The sequence below is a fragment of the Variovorax sp. PDC80 genome (genome assembly GCF_900115375.1).
In the GTDB taxonomy this organism is placed as follows: Bacteria; Pseudomonadota; Gammaproteobacteria; order Burkholderiales; family Burkholderiaceae_C; genus Variovorax.
Genome location: NZ_FOWG01000005.1, coordinates 201,066 through 227,075 on the forward strand (window position 1 = coordinate 201,066; position 26,010 = coordinate 227,075).

27 protein-coding genes are annotated in these 26,010 nt (G+C 68.2%); 16 read left to right on the plus strand and 11 right to left on the minus strand.

What is annotated here, in order from left to right; genetic code table 11:
• Positions 1-5 precede the first annotated feature (5 nt).
• Positions 6-1,013: a Bug family tripartite tricarboxylate transporter substrate binding protein gene (locus BM109_RS16715; RefSeq protein ID WP_177239363.1), complete on the minus strand. Its 1,008-nt coding sequence runs from the start codon at positions 1,011-1,013 to the stop codon at positions 6-8.
• A gap of 340 nt (positions 1,014-1,353) precedes the next feature.
• On the opposite strand from BM109_RS16715, the gene BM109_RS16720 reads away from it, so the two are divergent.
• The 3 genes from BM109_RS16720 (at position 1,354) to BM109_RS16730 (ending at position 4,583) form a co-directional block, all read left to right on the plus strand.
• Positions 1,354-2,397 (plus strand): porin, encoded by a 1,044-nt coding sequence (locus BM109_RS16720; RefSeq protein ID WP_177239364.1) that lies wholly within the window; start codon positions 1,354-1,356, stop codon positions 2,395-2,397.
• 180 nt (positions 2,398-2,577) lie between these two features.
• Positions 2,578-3,606, plus strand: coding sequence for an amidohydrolase family protein (locus BM109_RS16725; RefSeq protein WP_093344455.1), 1,029 nt, complete (start codon positions 2,578-2,580; stop codon positions 3,604-3,606).
• Positions 3,603-4,583: a Bug family tripartite tricarboxylate transporter substrate binding protein gene (locus BM109_RS16730; RefSeq protein WP_143129181.1), complete on the plus strand. Its 981-nt coding sequence runs from the start codon at positions 3,603-3,605 to the stop codon at positions 4,581-4,583. Before BM109_RS16725 ends, BM109_RS16730 begins: the two co-directional genes overlap by 4 nt.
• Positions 4,584-4,629: 46 nt before the next feature.
• On the opposite strand, the gene BM109_RS16735 is transcribed toward BM109_RS16730, so the two are convergent.
• Together BM109_RS16735 and BM109_RS16740 are read right to left on the minus strand one after the other, a co-directional pair.
• Positions 4,630-5,055 carry a VOC family protein gene (locus tag BM109_RS16735; protein ID WP_256222608.1) on the minus strand — a complete coding sequence of 142 codons (426 nt, stop codon included), beginning with the start codon at positions 5,053-5,055 and terminating at the stop codon, positions 4,630-4,632.
• A 74-nt stretch (positions 5,056-5,129) separates the two neighbouring features.
• Complete coding sequence (locus tag BM109_RS16740) at positions 5,130-6,173, minus strand: CDP-6-deoxy-delta-3,4-glucoseen reductase (RefSeq protein ID WP_093344461.1); 1,044 nt, start codon at positions 6,171-6,173, stop codon at positions 5,130-5,132.
• 272 nt (positions 6,174-6,445) lie between these two features.
• Between BM109_RS16740 and BM109_RS16745 the strand changes: the two genes are divergently transcribed.
• Positions 6,446-7,114: a nuclear transport factor 2 family protein gene (locus tag BM109_RS16745; RefSeq protein WP_143129182.1), complete on the plus strand. Its 669-nt coding sequence runs from the start codon at positions 6,446-6,448 to the stop codon at positions 7,112-7,114.
• A 13-nt stretch (positions 7,115-7,127) separates the two neighbouring features.
• Here the strand turns inward: BM109_RS16745 and BM109_RS16750 are convergent, their stop codons facing one another.
• On the minus strand, positions 7,128-8,624 hold the full coding sequence (locus tag BM109_RS16750) for a sensor domain-containing diguanylate cyclase (RefSeq protein ID WP_093344465.1): 1,497 nt from the start codon (positions 8,622-8,624) through the stop codon (positions 7,128-7,130).
• Positions 8,625-8,744: 120 nt separating this feature from the next.
• Positions 8,745-9,713, minus strand: a complete 969-nt coding sequence (locus BM109_RS16755; RefSeq protein WP_093344466.1) for a tripartite tricarboxylate transporter substrate binding protein — start codon at positions 9,711-9,713, stop codon at positions 8,745-8,747.
• Positions 9,714-9,950: 237 nt separating this feature from the next.
• Here BM109_RS16755 and BM109_RS16760 point away from each other — a divergent pair, with 237 nt between their 5' ends.
• The gene (locus tag BM109_RS16760; RefSeq protein WP_093344468.1) at positions 9,951-10,397 is read left to right on the plus strand and encodes an SRPBCC family protein; all 447 of its coding nucleotides are present in this window, start codon (positions 9,951-9,953) and stop codon (positions 10,395-10,397) included.
• Positions 10,398-10,421: 24 nt separating this feature from the next.
• Positions 10,422-10,772: a hypothetical protein gene (locus tag BM109_RS16765; protein WP_093344470.1), complete on the plus strand. Its 351-nt coding sequence runs from the start codon at positions 10,422-10,424 to the stop codon at positions 10,770-10,772.
• Between the two features lie 22 nt (positions 10,773-10,794).
• Here the strand turns inward: BM109_RS16765 and BM109_RS16770 are convergent, their stop codons facing one another.
• Positions 10,795-11,700, minus strand: coding sequence for a LysR family transcriptional regulator (locus tag BM109_RS16770; protein WP_093344472.1), 906 nt, complete (start codon positions 11,698-11,700; stop codon positions 10,795-10,797).
• A gap of 108 nt (positions 11,701-11,808) precedes the next feature.
• Between BM109_RS16770 and BM109_RS16775 the strand changes: the two genes are divergently transcribed.
• The 4 genes from BM109_RS16775 (at position 11,809) to BM109_RS16790 (ending at position 14,557) form a co-directional block, all read left to right on the plus strand.
• Positions 11,809-12,717, plus strand: coding sequence for a ferritin family protein (locus tag BM109_RS16775; RefSeq protein ID WP_093344473.1), 909 nt, complete (start codon positions 11,809-11,811; stop codon positions 12,715-12,717).
• The gene (locus BM109_RS16780) at positions 12,717-13,118 is read left to right on the plus strand and encodes a RidA family protein (RefSeq protein ID WP_093344475.1); all 402 of its coding nucleotides are present in this window, start codon (positions 12,717-12,719) and stop codon (positions 13,116-13,118) included. Before BM109_RS16775 ends, BM109_RS16780 begins: the two co-directional genes overlap by 1 nt.
• A 7-nt stretch (positions 13,119-13,125) precedes the next feature.
• A complete protein-coding gene (locus BM109_RS16785) occupies positions 13,126-14,028 on the plus strand; it encodes an alpha/beta hydrolase (RefSeq protein ID WP_093344477.1) in 903 nt (300 codons plus the stop codon).
• A gap of 112 nt (positions 14,029-14,140) precedes the next feature.
• Positions 14,141-14,557: a PaaI family thioesterase gene (locus BM109_RS16790; protein WP_057593094.1), complete on the plus strand. Its 417-nt coding sequence runs from the start codon at positions 14,141-14,143 to the stop codon at positions 14,555-14,557.
• A gap of 22 nt (positions 14,558-14,579) precedes the next feature.
• On the opposite strand, the gene BM109_RS16795 is transcribed toward BM109_RS16790, so the two are convergent.
• Together BM109_RS16795 and BM109_RS16800 are read right to left on the minus strand one after the other, a co-directional pair.
• Complete coding sequence (locus BM109_RS16795) at positions 14,580-14,996, minus strand: hypothetical protein (RefSeq protein WP_093344478.1); 417 nt, start codon at positions 14,994-14,996, stop codon at positions 14,580-14,582.
• Positions 14,997-15,057: 61 nt separating this feature from the next.
• On the minus strand, positions 15,058-17,280 hold the full coding sequence (locus BM109_RS16800; RefSeq protein ID WP_093344480.1) for a M1 family metallopeptidase: 2,223 nt from the start codon (positions 17,278-17,280) through the stop codon (positions 15,058-15,060).
• 890 nt (positions 17,281-18,170) lie between these two features.
• On the opposite strand from BM109_RS16800, the gene BM109_RS16805 reads away from it, so the two are divergent.
• Positions 18,171-19,004, plus strand: coding sequence for a hypothetical protein (locus tag BM109_RS16805; RefSeq protein WP_093344482.1), 834 nt, complete (start codon positions 18,171-18,173; stop codon positions 19,002-19,004).
• Positions 19,005-19,089: 85 nt separating this feature from the next.
• Positions 19,090-19,623 carry a 3'-5' exonuclease gene (locus BM109_RS16810; RefSeq protein ID WP_218159377.1) on the plus strand — a complete coding sequence of 178 codons (534 nt, stop codon included), beginning with the start codon at positions 19,090-19,092 and terminating at the stop codon, positions 19,621-19,623.
• Positions 19,624-19,698: 75 nt separating this feature from the next.
• On the opposite strand, the gene BM109_RS16815 is transcribed toward BM109_RS16810, so the two are convergent.
• Positions 19,699-20,592 (minus strand): alpha/beta fold hydrolase, encoded by an 894-nt coding sequence (locus BM109_RS16815; RefSeq protein WP_177239365.1) that lies wholly within the window; start codon positions 20,590-20,592, stop codon positions 19,699-19,701.
• Positions 20,593-20,788: 196 nt separating this feature from the next.
• On the opposite strand from BM109_RS16815, the gene BM109_RS16820 reads away from it, so the two are divergent.
• From BM109_RS16820 to BM109_RS16830, 3 genes are read left to right on the plus strand one after another with little or no spacing between them, the layout of a single operon-like run.
• Positions 20,789-21,475, plus strand: coding sequence for a response regulator (locus tag BM109_RS16820; protein ID WP_093344488.1), 687 nt, complete (start codon positions 20,789-20,791; stop codon positions 21,473-21,475).
• Positions 21,472-22,959 carry a sensor histidine kinase gene (locus BM109_RS16825; RefSeq protein ID WP_256222610.1) on the plus strand — a complete coding sequence of 496 codons (1,488 nt, stop codon included), beginning with the start codon at positions 21,472-21,474 and terminating at the stop codon, positions 22,957-22,959. The genes BM109_RS16820 and BM109_RS16825 overlap by 4 nt, the downstream gene beginning before the upstream one ends.
• Positions 22,960-23,008: 49 nt before the next feature.
• Positions 23,009-23,833, plus strand: a complete 825-nt coding sequence (locus BM109_RS16830; RefSeq protein ID WP_093344490.1) for a substrate-binding domain-containing protein — start codon at positions 23,009-23,011, stop codon at positions 23,831-23,833.
• Positions 23,834-23,846: 13 nt separating this feature from the next.
• Here BM109_RS16830 and BM109_RS16835 read toward each other — a convergent pair whose 3' ends face one another.
• Positions 23,847-24,773: a LysR family transcriptional regulator gene (locus tag BM109_RS16835; protein ID WP_093344492.1), complete on the minus strand. Its 927-nt coding sequence runs from the start codon at positions 24,771-24,773 to the stop codon at positions 23,847-23,849.
• A gap of 116 nt (positions 24,774-24,889) precedes the next feature.
• Between BM109_RS16835 and BM109_RS16840 the strand changes: the two genes are divergently transcribed.
• Positions 24,890-25,300 carry a RidA family protein gene (locus BM109_RS16840; protein WP_093344494.1) on the plus strand — a complete coding sequence of 137 codons (411 nt, stop codon included), beginning with the start codon at positions 24,890-24,892 and terminating at the stop codon, positions 25,298-25,300.
• A gap of 4 nt (positions 25,301-25,304) precedes the next feature.
• Here the strand turns inward: BM109_RS16840 and BM109_RS16845 are convergent, their stop codons facing one another.
• Entirely contained in the window at positions 25,305-25,946 is a 642-nt protein-coding gene (locus BM109_RS16845) for a LysE family transporter (RefSeq protein WP_093344497.1), read from the minus strand.
• Positions 25,947-26,010: the final 64 nt, after the last annotated feature.

Below are 26,010 nucleotides of genomic sequence, written 5' to 3' on the forward strand. Positions count from 1 at the left end.
CGGATTCATTCGACTTTGATGCCGGTGCGCCGCACCTGCTCGGCGACCCGCGCGGCGTCGTCCTGCATCAGCGTCAACATCTGTGCGGGCGTGCTCGACAGGACACTCACGCCAGCGCGCTTGTAGCGTTCGATCAATTCGGGCGAGCGCAACGCGCGCGCGATCTGATCGTTGGCCTCCTGGATCACCGAGGCCGGCGTGCCGCGCGGCGCCATCAGGCCGACGAAGGTTTCCGCCTGATATCCCTTGGGGCCTCCCGCCTCCTGCACGGTCGGCACATCGGGCATCAGTTCGGAACGCTGGAGCGACGACACCGCCAGGACCCTCACCTTGCCGGCTTCGACGAACGGCTGCACCGAATTGAGGACCGTCATGTTGAAGTCGACCTCCCCCTTGGCCACCGATGTGAGCCCCCCGTCCTTGTATGGAACCGGGAGCATCCTTGCGCCGACCAGGTTGCCAAGCACCTCGATGCCCAGGTGCTGGGCCGCGCCGAAGTACGCAATGCTGTAGCTGACGCCGCGCTCCTCGGCCTTTGCCTTGGCGAGCAGCTCCTGCAGATTGCGAAAGCCGCTGTTCGCGCTCACCGCCAGGAAGAACGGCGCGCTGTACAGCGTCGCCACCGGCACCATGTCGCGCTGTACGCTGTACGGCGCGTTCGGCATCAGTGCGGGAACGATGCTGAGGTGGGCATTGCTGACCAGCAGCAAGGTGTTGCCATCGGCAGGTGCGCGTTTGAGCGCCGACACGGCGATCACGCCGTTGCCACCGGGGATCGCCTCGATCACGAAATGCCTGCCGCCCTGCTTGGCGACCTGCTCGCCCAGAAGCCGCATGGCGACGTCCGGACCGGTTCCGGCGGGGAACGCGGAGACGACCCGCACCGGCCGCTTCGAAGCATCCTGCGCGGATGCAGGCGCGGGCACCGCGAGAGCCACCAGCACCGTGGCCGCCATCAGGGTCAAGAAACCGTGCCGGGGAAATCCCCGGCGCCATCGCATCGCATGGGTCACTGTCTGTCTCCGTATCGTTGATGCCATCGAAGGCATCGATGTGGGCCGTGTCCTCCGTCCGCCGGGCCGCAAGCAGCCCACGTCCGGTCTCCAGATCTTAGGAATCGAGCCGAACCCGCAGAAGATGAAAAACATCCGACTGCGATAACGGATTCGCATCGCCGCTGTGCGCATCGGCGCGGATCGTCGAAGCCAACCGACGCATGCGATGCGGCCGTGCTATCGCTGAGAAGAAGTTGTCATCTTCTGGTTCGATTTCATGCTGCCTAGATTCCACGGGCGTTCGCATGGCGTCACCGCGCCACGCCGCAAACCCCATGACTCGAATTCGGGAGACTTCATGAAAAAACTCAGGAGGCGCGCGATCGCCGCATGCGCGCTCAGCACATCGGCCGCCTTCGCGCAATCCAGCGTCACGCTCTATGGACGCCTCGACGCTTCCATCAACTCGCTGCACTTCTCCGGCCCGAACCGGGCCAGCGTGCGCACCGTTTCCAGCGACTCGTCCCACTGGGGCATGCGAGGCACCGAGGATCTCGGCGCGGGCCTTCGCGCCCTCTTCAAGATGGAAAGCCAATTCCAGGTGGACTCCGGGGCACAGGGCAACAAGGAGTTCTACTTCAATCGCGACAGCTATGCGGGCCTGCAGAGCGACAGGTTCGGCACGCTCACCCTGGGGTCCCACCTCACACCGCATGTCAGGCTCACGTTCAAGGTCAGTCCCTTCGAGCGCGCGCAACTCGGCAACGTCGTGGCCCTGTTCCAGGGTGGGCCGCGCGGCTACCAGGTGGTTCAGAACAACTCGGCTGCGTACACCAGCCCGAGATGGCGCGGCTTCATGCTGCGGGCCATGCTGGGTCTTTCCGAAGGTGCTGCCCTGAGCAAGACGCGCAGCCTCGGCCTGGAATACGAGGCGGGCCCATGGTGGCTTGGAATGACCCACGACGCCCTGAAGGTTTCCGCCGCGTCGGTCGGATTGCCGGCGACACAACCGAGCCTGTGGTCGCGCACGACGGTGCTCGGCGCCTCCTACGACTTCAAGGTGGTCCGCATCATGGCCTACTACCAGACGAACCATGCGCAACGGCTCACGGACATCGACGGCTGGATGGTCGGTGCCGTGGCGCCCGTTGCCACCGGCGAGGTCCGCATGGGCTACAGCAGGAACAACATCACCGCCACCACGCGAGCGACGCAGCTCACGCTCGGTTATTCCCACTTCCTGTCGAAGCGGACCTTGCTCTATACGAATGTCTCCAAGATCTGGAACGACGGCTCGAGGATCGTGTTCCTGCCCGCTCGCCAGGACATCGGCGCAAGCGGCTTTCCCATCGCCGGCCAGGATGTCCGAGGCTTTCAGATCGGCATGCGACACCTGTTCTGAACCCGCCAGGTTTCAAGCGATGCGCTTCCAGCATCGTTGCCGCATTTCCAGCATCTTTTTCGGGCGGCGGCGCCTTCCTACGATGCGCGCCCAAGGACTTGATCACCCACCCCGAGCAGCCGCTCACCGCGGCTTCGAACGACCACCCAATGCGCACCCGAGGCGCGACAAGGAGACCCCATGAGCACCGCTCCATCCGGAACCCCCCAGCTCACTCAGATCTACACCCCGCCGCCCGTACGGCTCATCGCGCTCGAGGAGCATTTCCTGTTCGATGGGCTGCTGGAGACCTACGACGACACCGACCGCGCCCTGCAGTCGCCGTCACGCGTGCCCGGGCTGCACGACTTGGGCGACATGCGCATCGCGGAAATGGACCGCGCAGGCATCGACGTGCAGGTGCTATCGCACACCAAGCCTGGCGCGCAGGAGATCGAGAACGGCGCGCAGGCCGCGTCGCTGGCCCAAGCGGCCAACGACCATCTCGCCGAAGCGGTCGCGCGCCATCCCACGCGGCTTGCGGCTTTCGCCACGCTGGCCACCGGCGCGCCACAAGCGGCAGCGGCCGAACTCGAACGCACGGTGCAACGCATGCAATTCAAGGGCGCGATGATCAACGGCCACGCTCGCGGCGCCTACCTGGACGAGCAACGCTTCTGGCCCATCTTCGAAGCGGCCGAAGCGCTCGACGTTCCCATCTATCTGCACCCGTCCAACCCGCACCCGCAAGTGTTCGACGCTTACTACAAGGACTATCCGCAATTGGGCTTCGCCTCGTGGGGTTATGCGGTGGAAACCGCCACGCACGTGCTGAGGCTGATCCTGTCGGGCGTGTTCGACCGCTTTCCGGGCCTGCGCATGATCATCGGGCACATGGGCGAACTGCTGCCCTTTGCGCTCTGGCGTGCCGACGGACGGCTCACGCCGAAGTCGCCGCACCTGAAGAAATCGGTGCGCGCCACCTTCATCGACCATTTCAGCGTGACCACCTCAGGGGTGTTCTCCACACCGGAACTCATGTGCACGGCCAGCGTGATGGGATGGGACAACATCCTGTTCTCGGTCGACTATCCCTTCGAATCGAATATGGAAGCGGTGCGCTGGTTCTCGCATCTTCCGATCGCCGAAAGCGATCGCGAGAAGGTCGCGTACCGCAATGCCGAGCGGCTGTTGAAGTTGCCACCGGCGACGCCGAAGGGCGCGGTGTGAATCCCGAGAGCCATGTCGCTCTGGCATTGGCCTGCATGCTCGGCGCGACGTCACCCACGCTCGCCGCGGATGCACCGTCCTTTCCGTCGCGGCCCGTCACGCTGGTAGTGCCTTTCACGTCCGGTAGCGGCAGCGACACTATCGCGCGCATCGTCGGCCCACGGCTCGCTACGCGCTGGAGCCAGCCCGTGGTGGTAGACAACCGCCCGGGCGCCAGCGGCAATCTCGGCACGGCCTACGCAGCCAAGGCCGACGGCGATGGCCACACCCTGCTGATGACGATCAACACCCACACCATCACGCCAGCGGTCTACAGGAATCTTCCTTACGATGCCCTGCGCGACTTCGCACCGATCGGCAAGCTCGCCGATGCCAGGCTGGCCCTCGTGACCAACCCGGCCCTGCCGGTGACGGACATGAAGTCGTTGATTGCTCATGGCAAGGCCCATCCTGGCCGTCTGAACTACGCCACGCCCGGCAGCGGCACACCGCACCACCTGGCAATGGAACTGCTGAAGTCCTCGCAGGGCGTTTCGTTTTCGCACGTGCCCTACAAAGGAATCGCGGGCGCGCTCACAGACCTGATGGGCGGCCACGTTGACCTGATGTTCGCTTCGTTGCCCTCGGTACGCACACAGGTACAGGCCGGCAGGATGCGGTTGCTGGCAGTGACCGGTGAACAACGCAGCAGCCAGGCGCCAGGGGTGCCAACATTTCGCGAACAGGGCTTCGGCGACGTGGACGCCATTGACGCCTGGTATGCGGTTCTGGCACCCGCACGTACACCGCCCGCGCTGGTGGCGCGCCTGAATGCCGACTTCGTGGCGGTAATGAATACCGACGAGGTTCGCTCCGAACTCTCGCGGCAGGGATTGCAGGTGAGAACCGGAACACCGCAGCAACTCCAGAGCCTGATGCAAGGCGACCTGGCTCGGTGGAAGAAGGTGGTCAAGGCGGCCAACATCACCCCAGACTGAATCGATACCCCGGGGGATCCTCGCGCCATCGGCGTCCTTTCGGCATCTACTCCGGAAAGCGATCTCCGAAATCGAAGATGTCGTCGTGCTGAAAGCCTTCGTAGTGTTGGATCTCCCACCAGTTGTGGTCGATGTCCTGCAGATAGAACGCATACACGCCATGCTGGCTCTGGCGTTCGGTCACTGCCCGGATTCCGTAGGCATCCTTCATCGCCAATGTGGCTGTATAGGCCGCGTCGACGCTCTCCCGGCTACCGACGTCCAGACCCCAGTGGTTAAGCAGCCCCATGGAGTTGAGACGCTCGCCCACCTGCACGCAGATCACGTGAAAGCGCAGGCCGCAGCGCACCGCCATGGCTGACCGGGCATGACGCACGCACTCCAGCCCCAGAAAGTCTTCATAGAAGCGGCGTGATACGGCCAAGTCGGCGACTTCCAGCGTCCCGTGGGACATCACATAGGGCTGGATCACGGCGCGCTCGTTCGGAGGGGGGACGCTGGCGGGTTGTGGAATCTGCATAGGGTTGGTGTGATGAGAGTGGAAGGTCACTGTTGGATTTCGAAAGAGGCCTTCTCGATCGAAGAGAGAAAGGCATCCGCATGGAAGTCGCTGGCCGAGAGACCGCAGTGGTTGGAAAAATCGCGCCGGGCCGCGGCCACCATGGCCGGCGCACCGCATGCGTACACCTCGGCACCGGACAGGTCGAGCCAGTCCTCCATCACGGCCCTGTGGACCTGGCCGGTGCGGCCCGGCCAGTCGCCATCCGAAGATGCCGAAAGCACGGGTGTGTAGTGGATATGGCCGCAGTCCCGCGCCCACCTGCGCGCCATCTCGTCGCCATAGAGGTCGGCACGCTGGCGCCCCCCCCAGTAGATATGCAGGGGTCTTTGGTCCCCCCGGTGAATGGCATCCTCGACGATGGCCTTGATCGGAGCGAAGCCCGTTCCACTGGCCAACAGGATCGCGGGTCGGTTGGCGTCGCGCAGGAAGAAGGTGCCCCAGGGCGCTTCCAGACGCACCATGTCGCGCAGCTTGATGCCGCCACGAAAGAGACGGTCCGTGAAACTGCCGCCCGGCACATGGCGAATATGGAATTCCAGATGCGGCATCTCGTGCGCGTCCGGCCTGTTTGCGATGGAATAGCTGCGAGTGCAGCCATCTGGAAGCTGCAGTTGCACGTACTGGCCGGCCCGGAATGGCAAGACCTCATTCATCGGCATGCGCAGCGTCACGATCATCACATCGGGCCCCACGCGCCTCATGCCCACCACTCGCGCGGGATAGCTTCGCGGCTCCGCAGAGAGAAGGCCTTCGACTTCGCACGCCTCGATGACGAGGTCAGACGCGGCCCTCGCGAGGCATGGGAGCGTGAATCCGCTCTGGCGTTCTGGCGTGGGCAGGTGGGCCTCGGTGATCGATCCATGGTCGATCGTCCCGCTCGCCACACGCGATTTACAGGACGAGCAGATGCCGACGCGGCAGCTGTACGGCAGATTGACGCCGGCCCGGATGGCTGCGCCGAGGATCGATTCGCCAGCCTGGGCTTGGAACGTACGCCCGCTCGGACGTATTTCGACAGTAAAACTCAAACGACTCTCCTCAGGATGAGACCAGCGATCAAGGACGTTGACGCGACATCCACGCCCTCCCGCTTCAGCGATCCTAGGAATACTGACCGCCCGGGAACAGATGAAAAAAACAGCGCCCCGATGCCACGGCAGCATCGCCGAGCGGTGCGCCAGGCAGGCGATGCGAATCGCGCAGCATTCGCGCATTTCTGTCATCTCCCGCTTGCTGCGATGCACTTCTACAGTTCCGGACGCAGCCACTCATCTTTCGCGATCACCCTGGAGTCCTATCCTTGAAGCAACCCCAGAACCCCGAGACCCCCATGGGCCAAGGCCGCTCACCGAGTTACATCGACCCGCAGCTGTCAAACCTGCTCGACCGTGCCGCCATGGTCCAGGTCGTGCAGGACTGGGGGCTGGCACGGGACACCGGCCGCTGGGATCGGCTGCGCGCCTGCTTCGCGCCCGGCGCGACGATGCGGACGACGTGGTTCGCGGGCAGCGCCACCGAATTCGTCGAGCGCTCCATCGCCGCGGCGGCGAGCGGCTCGCGCGCACAGCATTTCATCGGCGCCGCGAGCATCGAGATCGACGGCGACCGGGCGCTGGTGGAGACCCGCATGATCCTCATGGTGCGCGCGCGGCTGGATGGCATCGAGGTCGACGCGACCTGCCACGGGCGCTTCCACGATCAATTCGTCCGGCACCAGGGGCAGTGGCGCATCCTGCACCGCGTGCCCATCTACGAGAAGGACCGGCTCGACGTGCTGGATCCCGCACGCACGATCATGCTGGACCCGCGGCGGCTCGCGGCGCATCCGGAAGGCTATCGCCACCTGGCCTATCTGCAGGCCGCGAATGGCGCAAGCATCACACCGGACCTGCCCACACCGGGCAGCGCATCGCTGGAGCGTCTCCATGCGCAAGGCGCCGCCTGGCTGCGTGCGCAGGCTGACGCATGACGACGTTTTCGCGCTAGGCCTTCGGCTCCGCGTTCGTGCACACCCGGTTGCGCCCGCCCGACTTGGCCACGTACAGCGCCTTGTCGGCGCCGCGCACCAGCTCCTTGGGCTGCACGCTGCCGGCCTCGGGCCGCAGCGCGTCGACGCCCGCGCTCAGGGTGACGAAGCCGTCGGCAGTACCGGCATGCTCGATCTCGAGCGCGCGCACCGCGGCGCGGATGCGCTCGGCCAGCAGCGCGGCCGCCTCGACGTCGGTGCCCGGCAGCAGCACCGCGAGCTCCTCGCCACCGTAGCGGGCCGCGAGGTCGCCGGGCCGGCGCGCCGCCACGTTGGCGATGGTGCGGCAGATCTTCTGCAGGCATTCGTCGCCGGCCGTGTGGCCGTAGATGTCGTTGTATTCCTTGAAGCGGTCGACATCGAGCAGGATCAGCGCCAGCGTGCTGGCATTGCGCACCGCGCGGCCGAACTCGGTGTCGAGCGTGACGTCGAACTGGCGCCGGTTCGCGAGGCCGGTCAGGCCGTCCTCCATCGCCAGCGTGTTGAGCGTCTTGTTGAGCGCCTCGAGCGCGTCGCGCGCGCGCAGCAGCTCGGCCTCGGTGCGCGTGCGCCGCTCGATCTGGCGCACCAGCCCCAGGCCGACGAAGGCGACCACGGCGCTGAGCGCCAGCACGCCGCCCGAATGCCAGAAGGTGTCCTTCCACCAGCCGGCGAGGATCTCGTCCTTGGACAGCGCCGCGCCCACGAACAGCGGGTAGTTGTCGAGGCGCCGGAAGCTGTTGAGCCGCAGCACGCCGTCCTGCGCCGACTTGATGTAGGCGGTGCCGACCGGGCCGTTCTCCCTGTACGAAGTGAACAGCTGCGAGCCGCGCATGTCGCGCCCCACCATCTCCGGGCCGAAGGGGCGGCGGACCATCATGGTGCCGCTCTCGAGGATCAGCGCCGCGGCGCCGCCCTTGCCGATGTCGAGGCTGTCGTAGAACTTGAGGAAGAAGTCGACGTCGATGCTCGCGAGCGCCACGCCCGCGAAGCTGCCGTCGGCATGGTCGATGCGGCGCGACACCGGGATCAGCAGCTTGCCGCTGGTGCGGCTCTTCACGGGAATGCCGATATGCGGCCCGCGGTCGGCGTGCGTGCGGTGGAACACGAAGTACTCGCGGTCCGCGTTGTTGAGGTTCTGCGGCGGCACCGCGCGCGAGTTCGCGACCCAGTTGCCGTCCTGGTCGTAAACGTGCAGCGCATCGATCTGCGGCAGCTCGGCCGCCTGCGCGGCCAGCACCCGGCGCAGCCGCTCGACCTGGGCCGGGCCCGCGCCGTCGTTCTCGAGGCGCTCGACCACGCCGATCAGCACCGTGTCGGCCTGCTTGATCGTGTCGTCGGCCTGCTGCGCCAGCGCGCGCGAGAGGTTCGCCGTCGCCACGCCCATCTGCTCGAGCAGCGCCGTGCGCGACTCCCAGCTGTGCCAGACGTCGAGCGCCACGAGCGCGAGGCACACGGCGGCCACGAAGGCCATCGTGCGGACGGCAATGGAAAGGCGTTGGAACACGGGAACCTTGGCGGCAGTGAATGCGGCCGGATTCTCGCCGGTATCGGCCGTTTCGGTGCGCCCGCGGGCGCGCTCGTCAGGCAGCGGTCAGGGCGCGAGACCCGCGGTCTTCACCACCGCCGCGTACTTGCCGGCTTCCTCGGCGACATAGGCGGTGAACTGCGCGGCATTGCGCGGATCGGGCTCGGCGCCGATGTCGCGCAGCCGCTGCGCCAGCGCCGGGTCTTCGAGCACCTTGGCCATGGCGGCCGAGAGCTGCTGGCGCACCGGCGGCGGCAGCTTCGCGGGCGCGAACACGCCGAACCAGGCGCTGACCTCGAAACCCGGCAGCCCGCTCTCGGCCACCGTGGGCACCTCGGGCAGCAGCGGGCTGCGCCGGCTGCCGGTCACGGCCAGCGGCTTGAGCTTGTGGGTCGCGATGTTGGGCAGCGAGGTGGTCTGCAGGTCGAACATCAGCGGCACGTGGCCCGCGAGCACGTCGGCCAGCGCCGGCGCGCTGCCGCGGTAGGGCACGTGCAGCAGCTTGAGCTTCGCGGCCGAGGCGAGCATCTCGCCGGCCAGGTGGTTCGAGGTGCCGGGCCCGGCCGATGCATAGCTGATCGATCCCGGCGCCTGCCGGGCCGCCGCGAGCAGCTCGGCCACGCTGCCGTAGGGCGCGCCCGGATGGGCCACCAGCACGAACGGGATCGACGCCAGCGCGCTGACCGGCACGAAGTCCTTCACCGGGTCGTAGCCGACCTTGGACATCGCCGGATTGATGGCCTGCGAGCTCACCGTGCCGAGCAGCAGCGTGTAGCCGTCGGGCTTGGCTTCCGCGACGAAGCGCGCGCCGATCGCCGTGCCGGCGCCGCCCTTGTTCTCGATCACCACCGGCTGCCCGAGCTGCGCCGCCAGCTTCTGCCCCACCGTGCGCGCCAGGATGTCGGCCGAGCCGCCGGCCGGATAGGGCACGACCAGCGTCACCGGACGATCGGGAAAGCCCTGGGCCAGGGCCGGCGCGGCGATGCCGGCGGCAAGGAGCAGCAGGCCCGCGAGCAGCGTGCGAGGGAGATTCATCGGGGGGACTCCATGTTGGGAACCGCATGGTGCGAACGGGGGCGGCGGTCTGTCCAATACGTTCACTGGCCGGCGTTCATATATGAAATGAATCACCGGCCTGCCGAAGGCCGGCGCCGGCTACAGTGAATCCCGCCGATTCGAAAGAATTTTCGGATTCGTGTCGATCTGTCCCGAGCTCGTCCGTCGTGTCAGTGGAGGGTCGTCCTCCGCACCACTTCACCAGGAGAACACACCATGGCTACCAACACAGTCCGTCTGCACCGCGTGCTGCGCGCCCCGCCCGAGCGCCTCTACCGCGCCTTCACCGAACCCGGCGCCTTCGAACGCTGGCTGCCGCCCTTCGGCTTCACCGGCAAGGTCCACCAGATGGAGCCGGTGGTCGGCGGCAGCTGGCGCATGTCCTTCAGCAACTTCAGCTCGGGGCACAGCCACTCGTTCGGCGGCAAGTACCTCGAGCTGGTACCGGGCCAGCGCATCGCCTACGACGCGACTTTCGACGACCCCAACCTGCCGGGCACGATGAAGACCACCGTCACGCTGACCGCCGTGTCCTGCGGCACCGACGTGGCGATCGTGCAGGAAGGCATTCCCGAGATGATTCCGGTCGAGATGTGCTACCTGGGCTGGCAGGAGTCGCTGGTGGCGCTGGCGCAATTGGTGGAGCCGGATATTCCGGGTTGAGACGTCCTCGCTGGCGCCACCGGAATGAACCACGCCCACCCCTACTGGCCGAAGCTCGAAGCCGCCTTGTCCGACACCTCGGGAATCATCGTCCCCCAGGGCGAGGACGAGGGGGCGTACTTCGAGCGGCTGCGTTCCAGCATTCGCGAACATGCCACCGGGGCGGAGATGGTGTCGGCCACGGTCGTGGCGCCCGGATTCGCCCATCGCGAACTCGGGTCGCGGATCTCGGGCTGGCTTCTCGCGCGATCCGAAGGCTACTGGCTGGTCTATGAACCCGACGAGGACCAGTACTACTGCTTCTGGGGCGCGGACGCGGACAGCCTCGGCGCGCATGGCGTCTGCGGCAACCCACTCTATTGCTGGTGGGACTGAGGCGACTCGGTCTTCGCGCGCCCTATCGCCCCGCCCCCTCCACCGCCTTCTTCGCCACCGCCAGGAACGACTGCACCACCGGGTTGTCGTTGCCGCTCGCATGCGCGAACACCAGGCTGTAGGTCGGCGGTGGCCGCGAGCCCGCGATCTCGAGGAAGGCGACGTCGGCCATCGCGAGCACGCGCATCGCGGCCGGCACCAGCGCGATGCCCAGGCCGCCCGCGACCAGCGTGAGGATCGACTGCATCTGCGCGGCCTCCTGCACCACCTTCGGCAGGAAGCCCGCCGACTGGCAGGCGCCGAGCAGCGCGGCGACGAAGCCCGCGCCTTCGGCGGCCGGGAACGAGATGAAGGATTCGGCCGCCAGCGCCGCGATCTTCACCGAGCGCTGCACCGCCAGCGGATGGCTGCGCGGCACGGCGATCACGAACTTCTGCGCCTGCAGGTCCACCAGCACCAGCCCGCGCGATTCGTAGACCGGGCCCACCACCAGCGCGAGCTCGACCTCGCCCTTGCGCAGGTCCTCGAGCTGGCGCGCGGTGGTCTCGGCCGTGAGGCGCAGCTGCACGGTCGGGTAGTCGTGCTGGAAGCGCTTGAAGATCGCGGGCAGCACGTCGAGCGCGGCGCTCGGCACGAACGAGAGCCGCAGCGAGCCCTCGAGCCCCTGCGCCGCGCGGCGCGCGCGTTCGCCCGCCGCCTGGGCCTGCTGCAGCAGGCGCTGCGCGTCCTTGTGGAAGACCTGGCCCGCGGGCGTGAGCCGCACGTGGTGCCGGCTGCGGTCGAACAGCACCGCGCCGAGCTGCTCCTCGAGGTTGCGCATCGCCACGCTCAACGGCGGCTGCGACATGTGGAGCCGGATCGCGGCGCGGCCGAAGTTCAGTTCCTCGGCCAGCACCACGAACTGGCGCAGTTGTCTGAATTCGAACATGGGCGTGGAGATAGCTGCGACGAATGACGAGCCACTTTAAACAGTATTGGATGTATGAGCGCGGCCTTCCTAGCATGGCCTTTCCCCCACCCACGACGGACACCGCCCATGCAAGCCTCGCTGCTCGAAGAGATCCCTTCCGTGCCGAACCCCTATCCCGTGGTCTCGAAGGTCGAATACCCCGAGGTCTGGCGCCTGTGCACCCAGGCGCGCGAACTGGCCTGGGACCCGGTGGCCGACATCGACTACAGCGACCTGCGCGAGGCCGAGCTGCCGCCCGAGGTGCGCCAGGCCGGCGCCGAGTGGTGGAGCCTGCGCGCCTGGATGGAGCACGGCGCCACGCCCTATGGCGCCGAGCGGCTGCGCGAGGCGATCTTTGGCCACCAGCCCTTCGAGATCAAGCAGCACATCACGAACTTCATCGCCGAGGAGTTCCGCCACCACGAGGCCAGCTTCCGCATCGCCGAGCACCTCGCGGCCTACGAGCCCACGCCGCGGGCCGACTACTTCCGCGACATCATTCCGCGCTTCCACGACGAGAAGGACGAGAAGGCGATGAGCTTCTTCGCAGGCCTCTCGGTCAACACGCTGTTCGAGCAGCTCTCGGGCGAACTGCTGCAGGCGCGCTACGAGAACGCGCGCTTCGGCTCGATCCGCGAGGCCTGCCGGCTGATCCTGCGCGACGAGGCGCGCCACATCCAGTTCGGCCGCATCATCATGCGGCGCTTCTTCAGCGAGCTGCCGGCCGACGAGAAGCGCACCATCGGCGAGAAGGTCGCGAAGAAGCTGCGCGGCAGCCTGCTCAACGGCGTCTACGCGGTGGTCAACCTGCCCGAGGACGAACGCCGGCGCTCGGGCCGCAACCGCGCGCTGGCGGCCGACCACGGCCTGGGCGCCACCCATCCCGACGAGGAGATGGGCATCATCAAGCGCGGGGTCGACAAGATCCGCGAGGACATCGGCACCTATGGCGTCGAGATCCCGTTCATTCCCGAACTCGACGGCGCGGTGCATTGATGACGCACACCGCCGCCACCCGCATCGCACCCGAGGACGTCGCGCCACCGGTCGGCGCCTACAGCCACGGCATCGTCACCCAGGGCCCCGGCCGCTGGCTGCACATCGCGGGCCAGATCGGCACCGCGGCCGACGGCACGCTGCCCGAGGGCTTCGAGGCGCAGGCCAGGCAGGCCTGGACCAACCTGGTGGCCGTGCTGCGCGCGGCCGGCATGGACGTGTCGCACCTGGTCAAGGTCACGACCTTCCTGACCGACGCGGCCGACGTGCCGCGGCTCGGCCCGGTGCGCGCCGGCTTCCTCGGCGAGGCGCGCCCGGCCTCGACATTGCTCGTGGTGCAGGCGCTCGCGCAGCCGGCCTGGCGCATCGAGGTCGAGGCCTCGGCCTTCCGTGCCGACTGAAGACGGCATGCGCCCCGACGGACGCTCCGAAGCCATCGACCGGATGCTGCGCGAGACCGGCCCGGCCTGGCAGGCCGACATCCGCGCGGCCGGCGACCGCGTGAAGGCCGCCTACCTGCCGCTGCTGCTGGCCGCGCCCGCGGACGGCTGCGAGATCGTCCACGACCTGCCCTACGGCACGCATCCGCGGCAGGTGCTCGACGTCTACCGGCCGCGCGGCGCACGGGCCGCGCCGGTGATCGTGTTCGTGCATGGCGGCGCCTTCGTGCGCGGCGCCAAGGACATCAATGCCGCGATGTACGGCAACGTGCTGCGCTGGTTCGCGCGCCGGGGCTGCGTGGGCATCAACGTCGAATACCGGCTCGCGCCCGAGGCCATGCATCCGCAGGGCGCGTTCGACGTGGCAGCGGCCTGCGACTGGGTCGCGCGCCATGCGGCCGAGCACGGCGGCGATCCCCATGCGATCTGCCTGATCGGGCATTCGGCCGGCGGCACGCATGCGGTCAGTTATGCCTGCGATCCCTCGCTCGGTTTCATGGGCCGGCATCTGCGCGCGCTGGTGCTGGTGTCGGCGCGGCTGCGCGCCGACGCGCGGCCCGAGAACCCGAACGCGGCCGGCGTGCGCGCCTATTTCGGCGACGACGCCGCGGCCTACGAGGGCCGGTCGCCGATGGCGCATGCCCACCGGCTGGCGCTGCCCACCTTCGTCGTGCATGCCGAGTACGAGAACCCGCTGCTCGACGTCTACGCGACGGAGTTCGCCTGGCGCATGGCCACGGCCCAGGGCAGCGCGCCGCGCCACCTGAGCGTGCCCGGGCACAACCACGTCTCGGTCATGGCCCACTTCGACAGTGGCGAGCAGTGGCTGGGCGAAGAGATCCTGGCCTTCCTCGAAGCGGCGCGCGGCTGACTATCTCTTTCGTGGAATCGATCGCGGCGCGCCGGTGCGGTACGCTGCCGGCCTTCGCCGCGCGGGCGCGCGGCGCCCCTCCACCGCATCGACCACGGAAAGACCTCCAGCCATGACCGCGTTCACCCTCGAAGAAGCCAGGGACGTCCTCGCCACCGCCTTGCCGGGCTGCGTGCGCAGCCTCGGCGTCAGCGTCGAATCGCTGGGCGAAGGCAAGGCCACGCTGCGCATGCCGGCCGGCGAGCAGGCCACGCGCGAGGGCAACATCTTCGGCGGCCAGGCGCTCTCGGTGCTGGCCGACAGCGCGATGTGCTTCGCGATCTGGACCGACGGCCGCGGGCGCCGCCCGATCGCCACGGTCGACCTGCACATGACCTTCATGCGCGCGGGCGGCGGCGAGGACGTGCTCGCGCATGCCGAGCTGGTGCGCTCGGGCCGCTCGCTGGCCTTCGCGCGCGTGACCATGGACCTGGCCTCCACCGGCCAGACGCTCGCGACCGCGGTCGCGACATTCGCATTGCCGGCCTGAACCGGCTGGCGCACGGCGACGCTCAGAGCTTGTAGGCCTCGACCGGTCCGTGCGAATAGAACAGGAAGTAGCCGGTCGAGGTCCGGAAGCCGTTCTTCTCCCAGCCCGGCGGTACCTTGAACAGCGCGAGCTGCTCGCTCTTCATGCCGACGAAGGCCGTCTGCGCGGTGTCGGTGGTGATGCGTCGCCAGTCGTCGCGCGTGGCCGGCGCGAGCTGCAGCTTCGGCTCGCTCCACTCGGGCGTGCGCACCTTGTCGCGCAGCACGTAGCGGCCATCCTTGCGCTCGATCTTGATCAGCTCCTTGAGCGCCCCGCCCTGCTTCACGGCATAGACGCCGACCAGCTCGGCCTCGGGGCCGCCGCGTGCGCCGCAGGCGGCCAGCAGCAGCGCGCAGGCGATGCACGCGAGCGCGCGCAGTGCGTTGTTCCATGTGCTCATCGATGGTCTCCGGTGAAAGATGGGTGGCCCACCGGGCGCGTCGCCCGGTGGGTTCAGGCCGTCAGCGCTTCAGGTTCTCGCGCAGCTTCAGGCTGCCCTGGAAGCGCAGCGCATGCGGGTACTCCTCCTTGGCGCCGGCATCCACCGCCGCCATCTTCTGCTGGCTCTCCTGCGTCTTGGCCAGCAGCGCGGTCGGCAGGTTCAGCACGCCCTTGATCTGGTCGTACTGCGCCTGCGTGATGCGGCCCACGCCGAGCAGCCGGAAGGCATCGCGCTCGATGTTCAGCAGCAGCGGCTTGTTGTCGGCGAAGTTCTGCGCCTGCGCGAGCAGCGCGCTCCACGAGGCGGCGCTGTAGTTGCTCACGTAGTAGTCCTGCCCGGTCGGCCCGGCCAGCACCGCGGTGCAGCCCGGCAGCTCGAGGTTGGTGCGGTTGTTGTCCATCACGAAGGTCTTGCGCTGCGCCATCGCGTCGCCATAGGCCAGCGTGACCGGCACGGTCCAGGTCGAGGCCGGGTATTGGTTCTGGTTCGGGAACGACTCCTGCGTGATCGACACGTAGGTGCGGTCGCCCGCGCACTGCGCATCGACCGTGAGCAGCGGCACGCCGGTCTGGCGGATCAGGCTGTCGCCGATGGCGCTGACCTTCTTGTCGGTCGCCTTCTCGAGCGAACTCCACAGCCGCGAGGGCGTGACGTTGCCATAGGCATAGTCCTTCAGGTAGATCTGCAGGCCCTTCTGCATCGCCTCCTCGCCGATGTAGTTCTGGATCGTCTCGAGCACGTGGCTGCCCTTGTTGTAGACGAAGATCGACGGGCTGATGAAGCCGAACGAACCCGCGTCGTTGAGGTTGCGCTGCACCGGCACCGCCGTGTTCTTGAGGTCGGCCACGATCACGCTGTGCTTGTCGAGCACGTAGTCCGAGAAGCTGTAGTACTCGGGGTGGAACTTGATCGTGGTGCGCCGTTCGAACCAGCGCGCGAACGACTCGTTGAGCCACACGTTGTCCCACCAGTCGAGCGTGACCAGGTCGCCGAACCACTGGTGCGCGACCTCGTGCGTGACCACCGTCACCGAATAGAGCGTGGGCGTGTCGCCGGGCTTTGTCAGCACCGAGTCGGCGAACTCGAAGATCGAGCCCCAGTTCTCCATGCCGCCGAAGCCGGTGTTGGGCTTGTTGTCGTAGCTGTCGTTGGCGGCCACGGTGTCGAACTTGTCGAAGGGCAGCGGGATGCCGGTGTACTTGTAGTAGTAGTCCATCGCGACCTTGGTCCACTCCATCGCGAAGGTGGCCCAGGTCGAGCGGCCCGGCGGCGTGAACCAGCGCAGCGGCATGTTCTTGCCGTCGAGCGGGCTCTTGAAGCTGTCCTCGAGGATGTCGAACTTGCCGCCGCCGAAGAAGGTCAGGTACATGGGCATCGAGGGCGTCTTCTCGAACGACACCAGCTGGTAGCCGTCGGGCAGCCGGGCCTGCGATTTCTGCGCGCCGTTCGACACCGTCTTCCAGTCGCCCGGCACCTCGGCCGAGATCTCGAAGGTGTGGCGGAACGCGGGCTCGTCCCAGCCCGGGAACCACTGGCGCGCGAAGTTGGTTTCGCCCTGGGTCACGATGGCATCGCTGCTCACGCCCTCGGGCGTGGAGAGACCGACCTTGAACACGCCCGTGGCGGCCGAGCACAGCGGGTTCTTGATCATCTCGGCCGGCGGGCAGTACTCGGCGTCGGAGAACTGGATCTTGCCGTCCCACTCCATGTGCAGCAGGTACTTGCCCTTGGCGATCTGGCCGTCGTTGAGCCGCAGCTGCACGAAGTCGCCGCGCGTCTGCGGCGTGGGGATCAGCGCGATCGCCTCGCCCGGGCTCGAGAGCTTGCGCAGCGTGGTGCGGCCATTGGCGAACTTGAGGTCGTGCGCGGCCACCACGATCGCATCGACCGGCTTCAGCACCTCGATCTCGACGTCGCCGCGGCCCGTGAAGGTCTTGAGTGCCGCATCGGGCCGGAACCACAGCTTGTAGTTCTTCGGCCAGACCGTGTCGGGCAGCTCCATCGGCTGGGCCGAGCGATCGATGTTGTTGCTCGCGGCCGCGTCGGGCGCGGCCTGGGGATTGCCATCGTCGGGCGCGTCGGCATTGCCGTTCTGCGCCACCACGTTGCCGGTGTCGGGCGCGGCGCCGGTGCCGCCGAACGATGGCGTGCCGCCACCGCCGCCTCCGCAAGCCACGAGCGCGGCAAGGGTCACTGCACCGATGGCAAAGTACGGGACTGCGGGCTTGAGAAATTTCTTCATGATCGCCTCTTGTAGGGACATGCGCCGTCCTGCACCTGCCGGCGTGTGGCCGGCTCCTGCATGGAACGCGCGCGGGTTAAGGGGGTGAAAGACTCGCGCAGCGGCAAGACCCCGCCCTCCCGTCGAACCGATCGTTCGACAGGCAGGCAGTGCCAGCCATGAGCAGCGGTTTCAGTGGACGCGGCAAGCGCGTGCCGCGTGCGACCGCACCGGCGATCGATGCGGCGGGCCGAGGATCCGCGGCATCGGCGGATTCGGTGTGCGCAAGAGGATGTGCATACCCGACGATGCGCGGGGCAGCCAGAGGATGAATCGCACCAGGATCCGGGACGTTCGATTCAGCGCAGGGCGCGCGTGCGATGCACGCGACGGGCGAGGGCCGAGGCCGCGATCGGCATGGACCCATCGGCCGCCTTGCGTCTTCCCGCACCGGCCACGAGGCGATCGGCAGCGAGGACGCAACGGCGGGAGTGTGTGCGCTTGGTGTTCGATATCTTCACGCGTTCTCCCTCCATCGAGTGCGCACAGTTCTAACTGCCGCTCCCCCCGTGCGTCAACGAAGCGCGGAACTTTTCCCTCTCAAATTGTTCGCGCGTCATACGACGAATGGAGTCAAGACCGCGCGATGCTTCGTGGGGTACGAAGATGGACCCCACAACGCGGCGATGCGATGCGAGTGCATCGATGCGCGCAGCCAACACTTGCGATGCAGAATCGTTGCTGCAGCACAGTTGCATCAATGGCAAGACATGCGTTCTTTGGTTCGCGCATGAGCGCGGCGTGGCTTGCGATGCAGTCTTTCGACAGCGCGGATCGGTGCGGCAGAATTCGCGCGATCCGCGGACCTGGATGAGTCGAGGACCGCATACCGAACGGGAAGCACGATTCAGATGTTGCATTGGCTCAGGAAGGTGCTCGGCCAGCCCGCCGACGCCTCTTCGGAAACCGTCGCCGCCGCATGGCAGCGCGCCTATGCGCGTCAGCCGGGTGGAATGGCCGTGCTTCTGGCGCCCGGGTTCGACCGCGTCGAACATCTCGCGAAGAGCGCGCTGCCAGCGCTGGACGTGGAGCTCGATCTCGAGCTGGCGTTGATGCTCAAGTACGTCGCCAAGGAACCGCAGACCTGCGAGGCACTGCTGGACCGTGCGCTGCAGATCGCGCAGCGCGTGCGCATCGATGGCCTGTGCGATGCGAGGCCGCAGCCGGCCAGTTGCCACCTGCAGCTCGAACGCGCGGAGACCTATGCGCGCTGGCTGAAGACCGGCCACCTCGAGAAGGACCGGCTGCTGCTGGCCTGCGAGCTGGCGCTGCGAAGCGTGCGGGAGAACTCGAGCGACGCGTATTTCGCCGAAGGCTACGCGCTGGACGCGGCGCGCATCGCGCTGGTGGGCGAGGAGCCGGAACTGGCGCTCTCGGCGCTGCGCAGCCGCAAGCGCTGGCACCACGCCGCGACGATCGGGATGCACGACGTGCTGGCCAACGTCGCGCGACTGCAAGGCAACAAGGAACTCGAAGACCCGCGGGTTGCGCGCGATGAATTCGGCGCGCTCTTCGAGCTCTATCGCCATCCCCACCCCGACAAGGCATCGACCGAGCTCAGTGGCTCCAAGCCGGTGATCCGCTTCGAACTCGCGGTGCTGATGGCGAGGTTGCGGCTTGGCCGTGATGCGCCGGTCGATCCGGGCCGGGCCTGTGAACTGGTGGTTGCTCTCGACCTGCCATGAAGGACGACGCACATTCGATGCGGCAGAATTCATCCGACCCGCAGGCCCGATACGCCTGAGAAAACAAGAAGTCCCGAGGAGCCGTGTGACCTACATCATTGTCGACTTCGAGGCCACCTGCTCGGACCGGAACGAGGTGCCCCGCGAGGAAATGGAGATCATCGAGATCGGTGCAGTGGCCCTTTGGCAGAACGGGCCGGATCTGCGCGGCGAGTTCCAGTCGTTCGTCAAGCCCACCCGACACCCGGTCCTCACCGACTTCTGCAGACGCCTGACGAGCATCACGCAAAAGAAGGTGGAGGCCGCGGATCCATTCCCCGCGGTTCTCGAACGATTCGCGGCCTGGATCCAGGCTTTCGACTCGCCCGTGTTCTGCAGCTGGGGCGACTACGACCGATACCAGCTGCAACAGGATTGCTCGTACCACGACGTGCCCTACCCCTTCGGCGAAGAACACATCAACATCAAGACACGCTTTGCCAGCAGCCTCAACCTGCGAAAGGCCTGCGGACTCGAGCAGGCGCTGCGGCGCGTCGGTCTGCCTTTCGAAGGTACGCCGCACCGAGGCATCGACGATGCCCGGAACATGGCCAATCTGTCGGGGTATCTCTTCTTCTGAGACGGATGGGGTTGCGCCGTTGATTAGCGGCGACGGCCAGGCAGGGTCGCGACGGCGCCGGCGCTCTTCCTCGACCTACAGCACGTACCCCCGCCCCCGAAAGTGGTCGAGCAATATCTGCCCCACGCGCTGCGCCTGATCGAACTCGATCGCATGCCCCGCATCGGGCACCACCATCAGCTCCACGCGCGGCGCATTGACGCGCAACCTTCGGCTCGCGATGTCGATGGCATGCAGCGCATCGTCCTCGCCGAGCAGCACGCGGGTGCCGGCCGGCAGCAGCCGCATCTCGGCGTCGCTGAGGCCGGCGGCGCGCGGCAGTCCGGCGCCCTGGCTGCGCCAGCGCACGAGCAGGTCCTCGAGCGCCCATTCGGGCAGCGGGCAGGCGCGCGGCGACGAACTCAGTGCATGCAGGCGGCGCAGGTTGCCGTCGGTGGGACACAGCCGTGCCAGCAGCGCGCAGGCGGCGGGGACGACGCGCCGCGGGCCGATGCGCGGCGGTGCGAGCAGCGCGAGCTTCGAGACGCGGCGCAGCGAGCGCCGCATGTAGGCGGCGGCGAGCCAGGCGCCGAAGGAGACGCCGCACAGCCCCACCTTGGGCCGGCCGACGCCGATCAGCACGTCCTCGAGCCAGTCGCAGTAGTCGTCCTCGCTGGCCGGCCGGCGGCCCTCGCTGCGGCCGGCATCGCCCACGATGTCGACCGCGTACACGCGCAGCGCGCCCGCGAGAACGCCGGCCATGTGGACCCAGGTGGTGGCATTGCCGCCCTCGCCATGCAGCAGCAGCACCGGCACGCCATAGGCCGGACCGCATACCAGCAGATGGGCGCGGCCGCGCCGCGTGTCGACATGGCGCGACTCCACCGGCACCGGCCAGTGCGCGAGCACGCGGTCGTACGACTGCGAGAGCGCCGCATGGGCCTGGGGCGAACGGAAATGCGGCAGGAAGGAAGTGGCGTCGAGGGACATCGTCGGGAGGCGAAGGAAGACGGGGGAATGCCATGCCGGCACGGGCCGGCCGGTGAGCAACGCGCGAGCCTGCGGCATCGTGGGCGGCGCAGATGAAGATCGGCTGAAGATTCGGCGACTCGCAGCGCCTTGCACCTTTCGGGCCCGATCGAGAAGTATTAGGAATTCCTTCAGCTTCGCCGGTTAGATTGCATTCATGAAGATCCTTCTGGTGGAAGACGATTTCGACCTCGCGACCGGCATCCGGGTGGCGCTGCAGACGCAGGGCATGGAGGTGGTGTGGGTGCGCCGCATCGAGGATGCGCAGCGCATCCTCGATGGCGAGGGCTGCGACCTGCTGCTGCTCGACCTGGGCCTGCCCGACGGCGACGGCCTGGGCCTGCTGCAGCACGTGCGGCGCGCCGAATCGCGGCTGCCGGTGCTGATCCTCAGCGCGCGCGATGCGCTCGACGACCGCCTGCTCGGGCTCGACAACGGCGCCGACGACTACCTGGTGAAACCTTTCGTTCTCGCCGAGATGCTGTCGCGCGTGCGCGCGCTCGCGCGCCGCAGCTACGGCAGCGACGGCGTGACCTTCGAGGTGCGCGGCCTGTGGCTGCACGAGCCGACGCAGCGCGTGCAGGTGAACGGCCAGCCGGTCGACCTGTCGCGCAGCGAGTTCAAATTATTGAGTCTGCTGATCAAGCGCACCGACCGCGTGATCACGCGGCGCATGCTCGAGCAGCAGGTGCTGCCGGCCTGGCAGACCCATGGCAGCAACGTGCTCGAGGTCCACATCTCGAACCTGCGCCGCAAGATCGGCGACGGCTACATCCGCACCGTGCGCGGCATCGGCTACGTGATCGACCAGGCCGCGCTGAAGCTGCCGGGAACGCCGTCTTGACGGCCACGGCGGCGGCCTCCGACGCCCCGCGCGGCTGGCGTCGGCTGCTGCGGCCCACGCTGGTGCGCCGGCTGATGCTGGCGCAGGTGGCGATGCTCACGCTGCTGTGGAGCATCGCGGTGGGCCTGGTGCTCGGCACCTCGCTGACCGAGGACATGGGCATGGTCGACACCTCGCACCGCAGCGTGCTGTCGGTGGCGCACAACCTGGCCGACCGGCCCGCCGCGCTGGCCGAGAGCCTCCAGCGCATGGACATCGCGCTGCGCGAGACCATGGGCAGCGACAACGATCCCTCGCTCTCGCCGAGCCTGCTGGTGTGGCAGCACGGCCGGCTGGTCTATCACTCGGACGGCGTGCCGGCCGACATCGCCAACAGCCGCCTCGGCGTGCCCGAGGACGTGACCGCGCAGGGCAAGCAGTGGCGCACGCGTTCGCTGGAGAGCGAGGACGGCGCCACCCGGGTCGCGCTGGTGCTGCCGGCCGGCCCGCAGATGTGGCTGACCTTCCATTCGCGCGGCTACTACATCCTGCCGCTGGTGATCAGCGTGCCCTTCCTGCTGCTGCCGGCCTGGCTGTCGATCCGGCTCGCGCTGCGGCCCTGGCGCAAGGTGGCGCGCGAGATCGCGTCGCGCGACGTGCGCGAGCTCGCGCCGCTGGCCACGCAGACGCGCCACGACGAGCTGCGCCCGCTGGTCGACAACTTCAATGCGCTGATGCAGCGGCTGCGCGCGAGCATGGAGCGCGAGCAGAGCTTCATCGCCGATGCCGCGCACGAGCTGCGCACGCCGATCGCGGCGCTGCGCGTGAACGTGGAGGCGCTGCAGGGCCTGCAGGCGCAGCCCGGGACGGTGCCGCCCGCGCGCCAGCACGAGCTGATGGCGCGCATGGTCAGCGCCAGCGCGCGCGCCGAACGGCTGGTGAACCAGCTGCTGCACCTGATGCGCAGCGCGGCCCAGGTGTCGGCGCCGCGCCCCGCGCTGCTGCGCCTCGATGATCTGGTGCAGGAACGGCTGGCCACGCTGTCGGTGCTGGCGCGCACGCGCGGCGTGGAGGTCGAGCTGCTGAGCGATGACCCGGCACCGGTGGCCGGCGACCGCGACAGCCTGGTGTCCATGATCGACAACCTGATCGACAACGCCACCAAGTACGCCCCGCCGGGATCGACCGTGACCGTGGGCATCCGGCGCGACGGCGCGCAGGCCGAGCTGAGCGTGGCCGACCATGGCCCGGGCATTCCGCCCGAGCTGCGCGAGCGGGTGTTCGACCGCTTCTTCCGCGACCCCGACCAGACCCAGACCGGCAGCGGCCTGGGCCTCGCGATCGTGCGCTCGGCCACCGAGGCGCACGGCGGCAGCATCGTGCTCGGCGAAACGCGGCCCGGCCCGGGCCTGCTGGTGACGGTGCGGCTGCCTCTCGCGCGCGAAGGCATCGAGCCGGGCGCCACGGCCTCGGTGAAGACCCGCGCTGCGCTGACGGCGGATTGACAGGCAGGGCTCCTACGATGGCGGGCGCGACATCGACACAGGAGACCCCATGACCATCCAGCGCCCCCGCCTCGCGGCCTTCACGCGCCGCGCCCTGCTCGGCGCCGCCCTCGGGCTCGCGCTCGCGGGCTGCGGCAGCCCCGGCGGCAATCCGCAGGCACCGAAGCCCGAGCTCCACGTGATGACCTCGGGCGGCTTCACCGCCGCCTACAACGAACTGCGCCCCGGCTTCGAGCGCGCCAGCGGCCGCGCGGTGAAGACCGCCTACGGCGCCTCGATGGGCAATGCCAGCGACTCCATCCCGAGCCGCCTCGCGCGCAAGGAGCCGGTCGACGTCGTGATCCTGGCGCGGCCCGCGCTCGATGCGCTGGTCGCGCAGGGTCAGGTGCGGGCCGGCAGCCAGGTCGACCTGGTGCGCTCCTCGATCGGCTTCGCGGTGCGCAAGGGCGCGCCCAGGCCCGACATCTCGAGCGTCGAAGCACTCAAACGCACCCTGCTCGCGGCGCCGTCGATCGCCTATTCGGCCAGCGCCAGCGGCACCTACTACGAGACCGAGCTGTTGAAGAAGCTCGACCTCGAGGCCCAGGTCAAGCCCAAGAGCCGCCGCATCCTCAGCGAGCGCGTGGGCAGCGTGGTGGCGCGCGGCGACGCCGCGCTCGGCCTGCAGCAGGTCAGCGAGCTGCTGCCGATCGAGGGCATCGACTACGTGGGCCCGCTGCCGGCCGAGGTGCAGCAGGTGACGGTGTTCTCGGCCGGCATCGCCACCGCGTCGACGCAGCCCGAGGCGGCGCGCGAACTGATCCGCTACCTGAACTCGCCGGCCAGCGCGCCGACCATCGCGAAAACGGGACTGGAGCCGCTCGCTTCGCGTTGAGGCGCGCGCCGCGTCAGGCGCCGCCCGCCATGGCGAGCGGCGCATGCTTCGCCATCAGCTCGTCGACCCAGTCGATGAAGACGCGCAGCTTCGCGCTCTGGTGCCGGTTCGGCGGGAACACCAGGTACAGCGGCATCGAAGCCACCTCCCAGTCCTCGAACAGCGGCACCAGCTCGCCACTGGCGAGATGCGCCTGCGCCATGTAGCGCGGCAGCCAGAGCACGCCCATGCCCGCGACACCGGCCGCGGCATAGGCGTTGCCGTCATCGAGCGCGACCACGTAACGGCCCTGCGGCACGAACTGCTCGCCCGCGCGCGACAGCGCGATCGGCGCCAGCGTGCCGCTGCGCGAGCGCAGGAAGCCGACGATGCGGTGGTGCGAGTCCTCGAGTTCGCGCGGATGCACGGGCGTGCCGGCGCGCGCCAGGTAGCCGGGCGCCGCATAGACGCCGAGTTGCAGGTCGCCCACGCGGCGCGCCACCAGCGAGGAGTCGGTGAGCTCGCCGCCGCGCAGCACGCAGTCGACGTTGTCGCCGATCACGTCGACCACGCGGTCGCTCACGCCGAGGTCGAGCTGGATCTCGGGATGGCGCGCATGGAAGGCCGGCAGCGCCGGCACCAGGATCAGCCGCGCCAGCGGGGCCGGCACGTCGACGCGCAGCCGGCCCTTGGGCGAGGCCGAGGCGCTGGCCAGGCTGGTGTCGGCATCCTCGAGATCGGCCAGCAGGCGCACCACGCGCTCGTAGTAGAGCGCGCCATCGGCCGTGACCTTGACCTGCCGCGTCGTGCGGTGCAGCAGCTTCACGCGCAGCCGTGCCTCGAGCTGCTGCACCAGTTGGGTCACGGTGGTCTTGCTCATGTGCAGGGTCTGCGCCGCCTTGGTGAAGCTGCCGGCCTCCACCACGCGCGCAAAGGCCTGCATCGCATCGAAACGGTCCATCTGATCGCCTGATTGTTTGGGATTACCAAACAGTCATTGTGCGTCTTGCTCGTTTATCCGCAAAGAGCGAACACCTAGATTCACTGCATCCGCAACCATCGAAGAAAGTGAATCCCATGTCCTCCGCACGCGATGTCGTCTTCCCCGCCGGCCGCCAGGCGCTCTACGAGCGCCACCGCTACTCGCCGGCCGTGCGCGCCAACGGCCTGCTGTTCGTCTCGGGCCAGGTCGGCAGCCGGCCCGACGGTTCGCCCGAACCCGAGCTCGAGGCCCAGGTCCGGCTGGCCTTCCAGAACCTGAATGCCGTGCTCGCGGCCGCCGGCGCCAGCTTCGCCGACGTGATCGACGTGACGATCTTCATCGTCGATCCGGCCTCGAAGTTCGAGCGCATCTGGCAACTGGTGCTCGCCGAGTTCTGGGGCGAGGCGCCGCACCCCACGGCCACCGCCATTGGCGTGACCTGGCTCTACGGCTTCGACTTCGAGATCAAGGTGGTCGCGAAGCTGCCCGAAGCCGCCGCCGCCTGAGGCCCTACCGAGCGACGATCCGCTGCACGCCGAGCATCACCAGCATGCCGCCGGCCACGCCATCGACCCAGCGCTCCACGCGCAGGTAGCGCGCGCGGATCGCCTCGGCGCCGAACACCACGGTGATGCCGAAGTGCCACAGCAGCGAGAGCACGGCCACCATCAGGATGGTGGCGGGATAGAACCAGCCCGCGGCCTGCGCGGGCACCAGGGTCGCGAACACGCTGGTCCAGAAGGCGGCGCCCTTGGGGTTGGTGATGCCGGTCAGCAGGCCGGCGCGGTAGGCGCTGCGTGCATCGCGGCGCGTGCCCGCGGGCGTGCGGCGGGCGCTTCCCGCCGCGGTCTTGGCGGGCGGCGACACGGCGCGCCACAGCAGGCTCGCGCCATACCAGACCAGGTAGCTCGCGCCGAGGAAGCGCACGGCCGAGGCCAGCCACGGATGGTGCGCCATCAGGGTGGACATGCCCGCGAGCGAGAGCACGACCCAGAAGATCGAGCCGGTCGTGAGTCCCAGCACCACGTAGCGCGATTCGCGCTGGCGCCCGTCGAGCGCCATCTGGCTCAGGATGAAGAAGTTGGGGCCCGGGCTCGCGAGCACGGCGAGGTAGACGCCGGCGATGAGGAGCAGGGGCGAGAGTTGGGTCATGGCGCCGAGGAGGATGCAGGAGGATGCGAGAAGGACCCGCCGATCCTAGCGGCGGGCGAACATC

What these genes read in the sequence shown, in the direction of transcription:
- BM109_RS16800 (WP_093344480.1), bottom strand. Translation starts at nt 17,280, where the DNA reads ATGAAGAAATTTCTCAAGCCCGCAGTCCCGTACTTTGCCATCGGTGCA.
- BM109_RS16815 (WP_177239365.1), bottom strand. Translation starts at nt 20,592, where the DNA reads ATGTCCCTCGACGCCACTTCCTTCCTGCCGCATTTCCGTTCGCCCCAG.
- BM109_RS16820 (WP_093344488.1), top strand. Translation starts at nt 20,789, where the DNA reads ATGAAGATCCTTCTGGTGGAAGACGATTTCGACCTCGCGACCGGCATC.
- BM109_RS16770 (WP_093344472.1), bottom strand. Translation starts at nt 11,700, where the DNA reads ATGTTCGAATTCAGACAACTGCGCCAGTTCGTGGTGCTGGCCGAGGAA.
- BM109_RS16725 (WP_093344455.1), top strand. Translation starts at nt 2,578, where the DNA reads ATGAGCACCGCTCCATCCGGAACCCCCCAGCTCACTCAGATCTACACC.
- BM109_RS16765 (WP_093344470.1), top strand. Translation starts at nt 10,422, where the DNA reads ATGAACCACGCCCACCCCTACTGGCCGAAGCTCGAAGCCGCCTTGTCC.
- BM109_RS16780 (WP_093344475.1), top strand. Translation starts at nt 12,717, where the DNA reads ATGACGCACACCGCCGCCACCCGCATCGCACCCGAGGACGTCGCGCCA.
- BM109_RS16790 (WP_057593094.1), top strand. Translation starts at nt 14,141, where the DNA reads ATGACCGCGTTCACCCTCGAAGAAGCCAGGGACGTCCTCGCCACCGCC.
- BM109_RS16835 (WP_093344492.1), bottom strand. Translation starts at nt 24,773, where the DNA reads ATGGACCGTTTCGATGCGATGCAGGCCTTTGCGCGCGTGGTGGAGGCC.
- BM109_RS16720 (WP_177239364.1), top strand. Translation starts at nt 1,354, where the DNA reads ATGAAAAAACTCAGGAGGCGCGCGATCGCCGCATGCGCGCTCAGCACA.
- BM109_RS16845 (WP_093344497.1), bottom strand. Translation starts at nt 25,946, where the DNA reads ATGACCCAACTCTCGCCCCTGCTCCTCATCGCCGGCGTCTACCTCGCC.
- BM109_RS16755 (WP_093344466.1), bottom strand. Translation starts at nt 9,713, where the DNA reads ATGAATCTCCCTCGCACGCTGCTCGCGGGCCTGCTGCTCCTTGCCGCC.
- BM109_RS16805 (WP_093344482.1), top strand. Translation starts at nt 18,171, where the DNA reads ATGTTGCATTGGCTCAGGAAGGTGCTCGGCCAGCCCGCCGACGCCTCT.
- BM109_RS16775 (WP_093344473.1), top strand. Translation starts at nt 11,809, where the DNA reads ATGCAAGCCTCGCTGCTCGAAGAGATCCCTTCCGTGCCGAACCCCTAT.
- BM109_RS16795 (WP_093344478.1), bottom strand. Translation starts at nt 14,996, where the DNA reads ATGAGCACATGGAACAACGCACTGCGCGCGCTCGCGTGCATCGCCTGC.
- BM109_RS16840 (WP_093344494.1), top strand. Translation starts at nt 24,890, where the DNA reads ATGTCCTCCGCACGCGATGTCGTCTTCCCCGCCGGCCGCCAGGCGCTC.
- BM109_RS16750 (WP_093344465.1), bottom strand. Translation starts at nt 8,624, where the DNA reads ATGGCCTTCGTGGCCGCCGTGTGCCTCGCGCTCGTGGCGCTCGACGTC.
- BM109_RS16830 (WP_093344490.1), top strand. Translation starts at nt 23,009, where the DNA reads ATGACCATCCAGCGCCCCCGCCTCGCGGCCTTCACGCGCCGCGCCCTG.
- BM109_RS16760 (WP_093344468.1), top strand. Translation starts at nt 9,951, where the DNA reads ATGGCTACCAACACAGTCCGTCTGCACCGCGTGCTGCGCGCCCCGCCC.
- BM109_RS16785 (WP_093344477.1), top strand. Translation starts at nt 13,126, where the DNA reads ATGCGCCCCGACGGACGCTCCGAAGCCATCGACCGGATGCTGCGCGAG.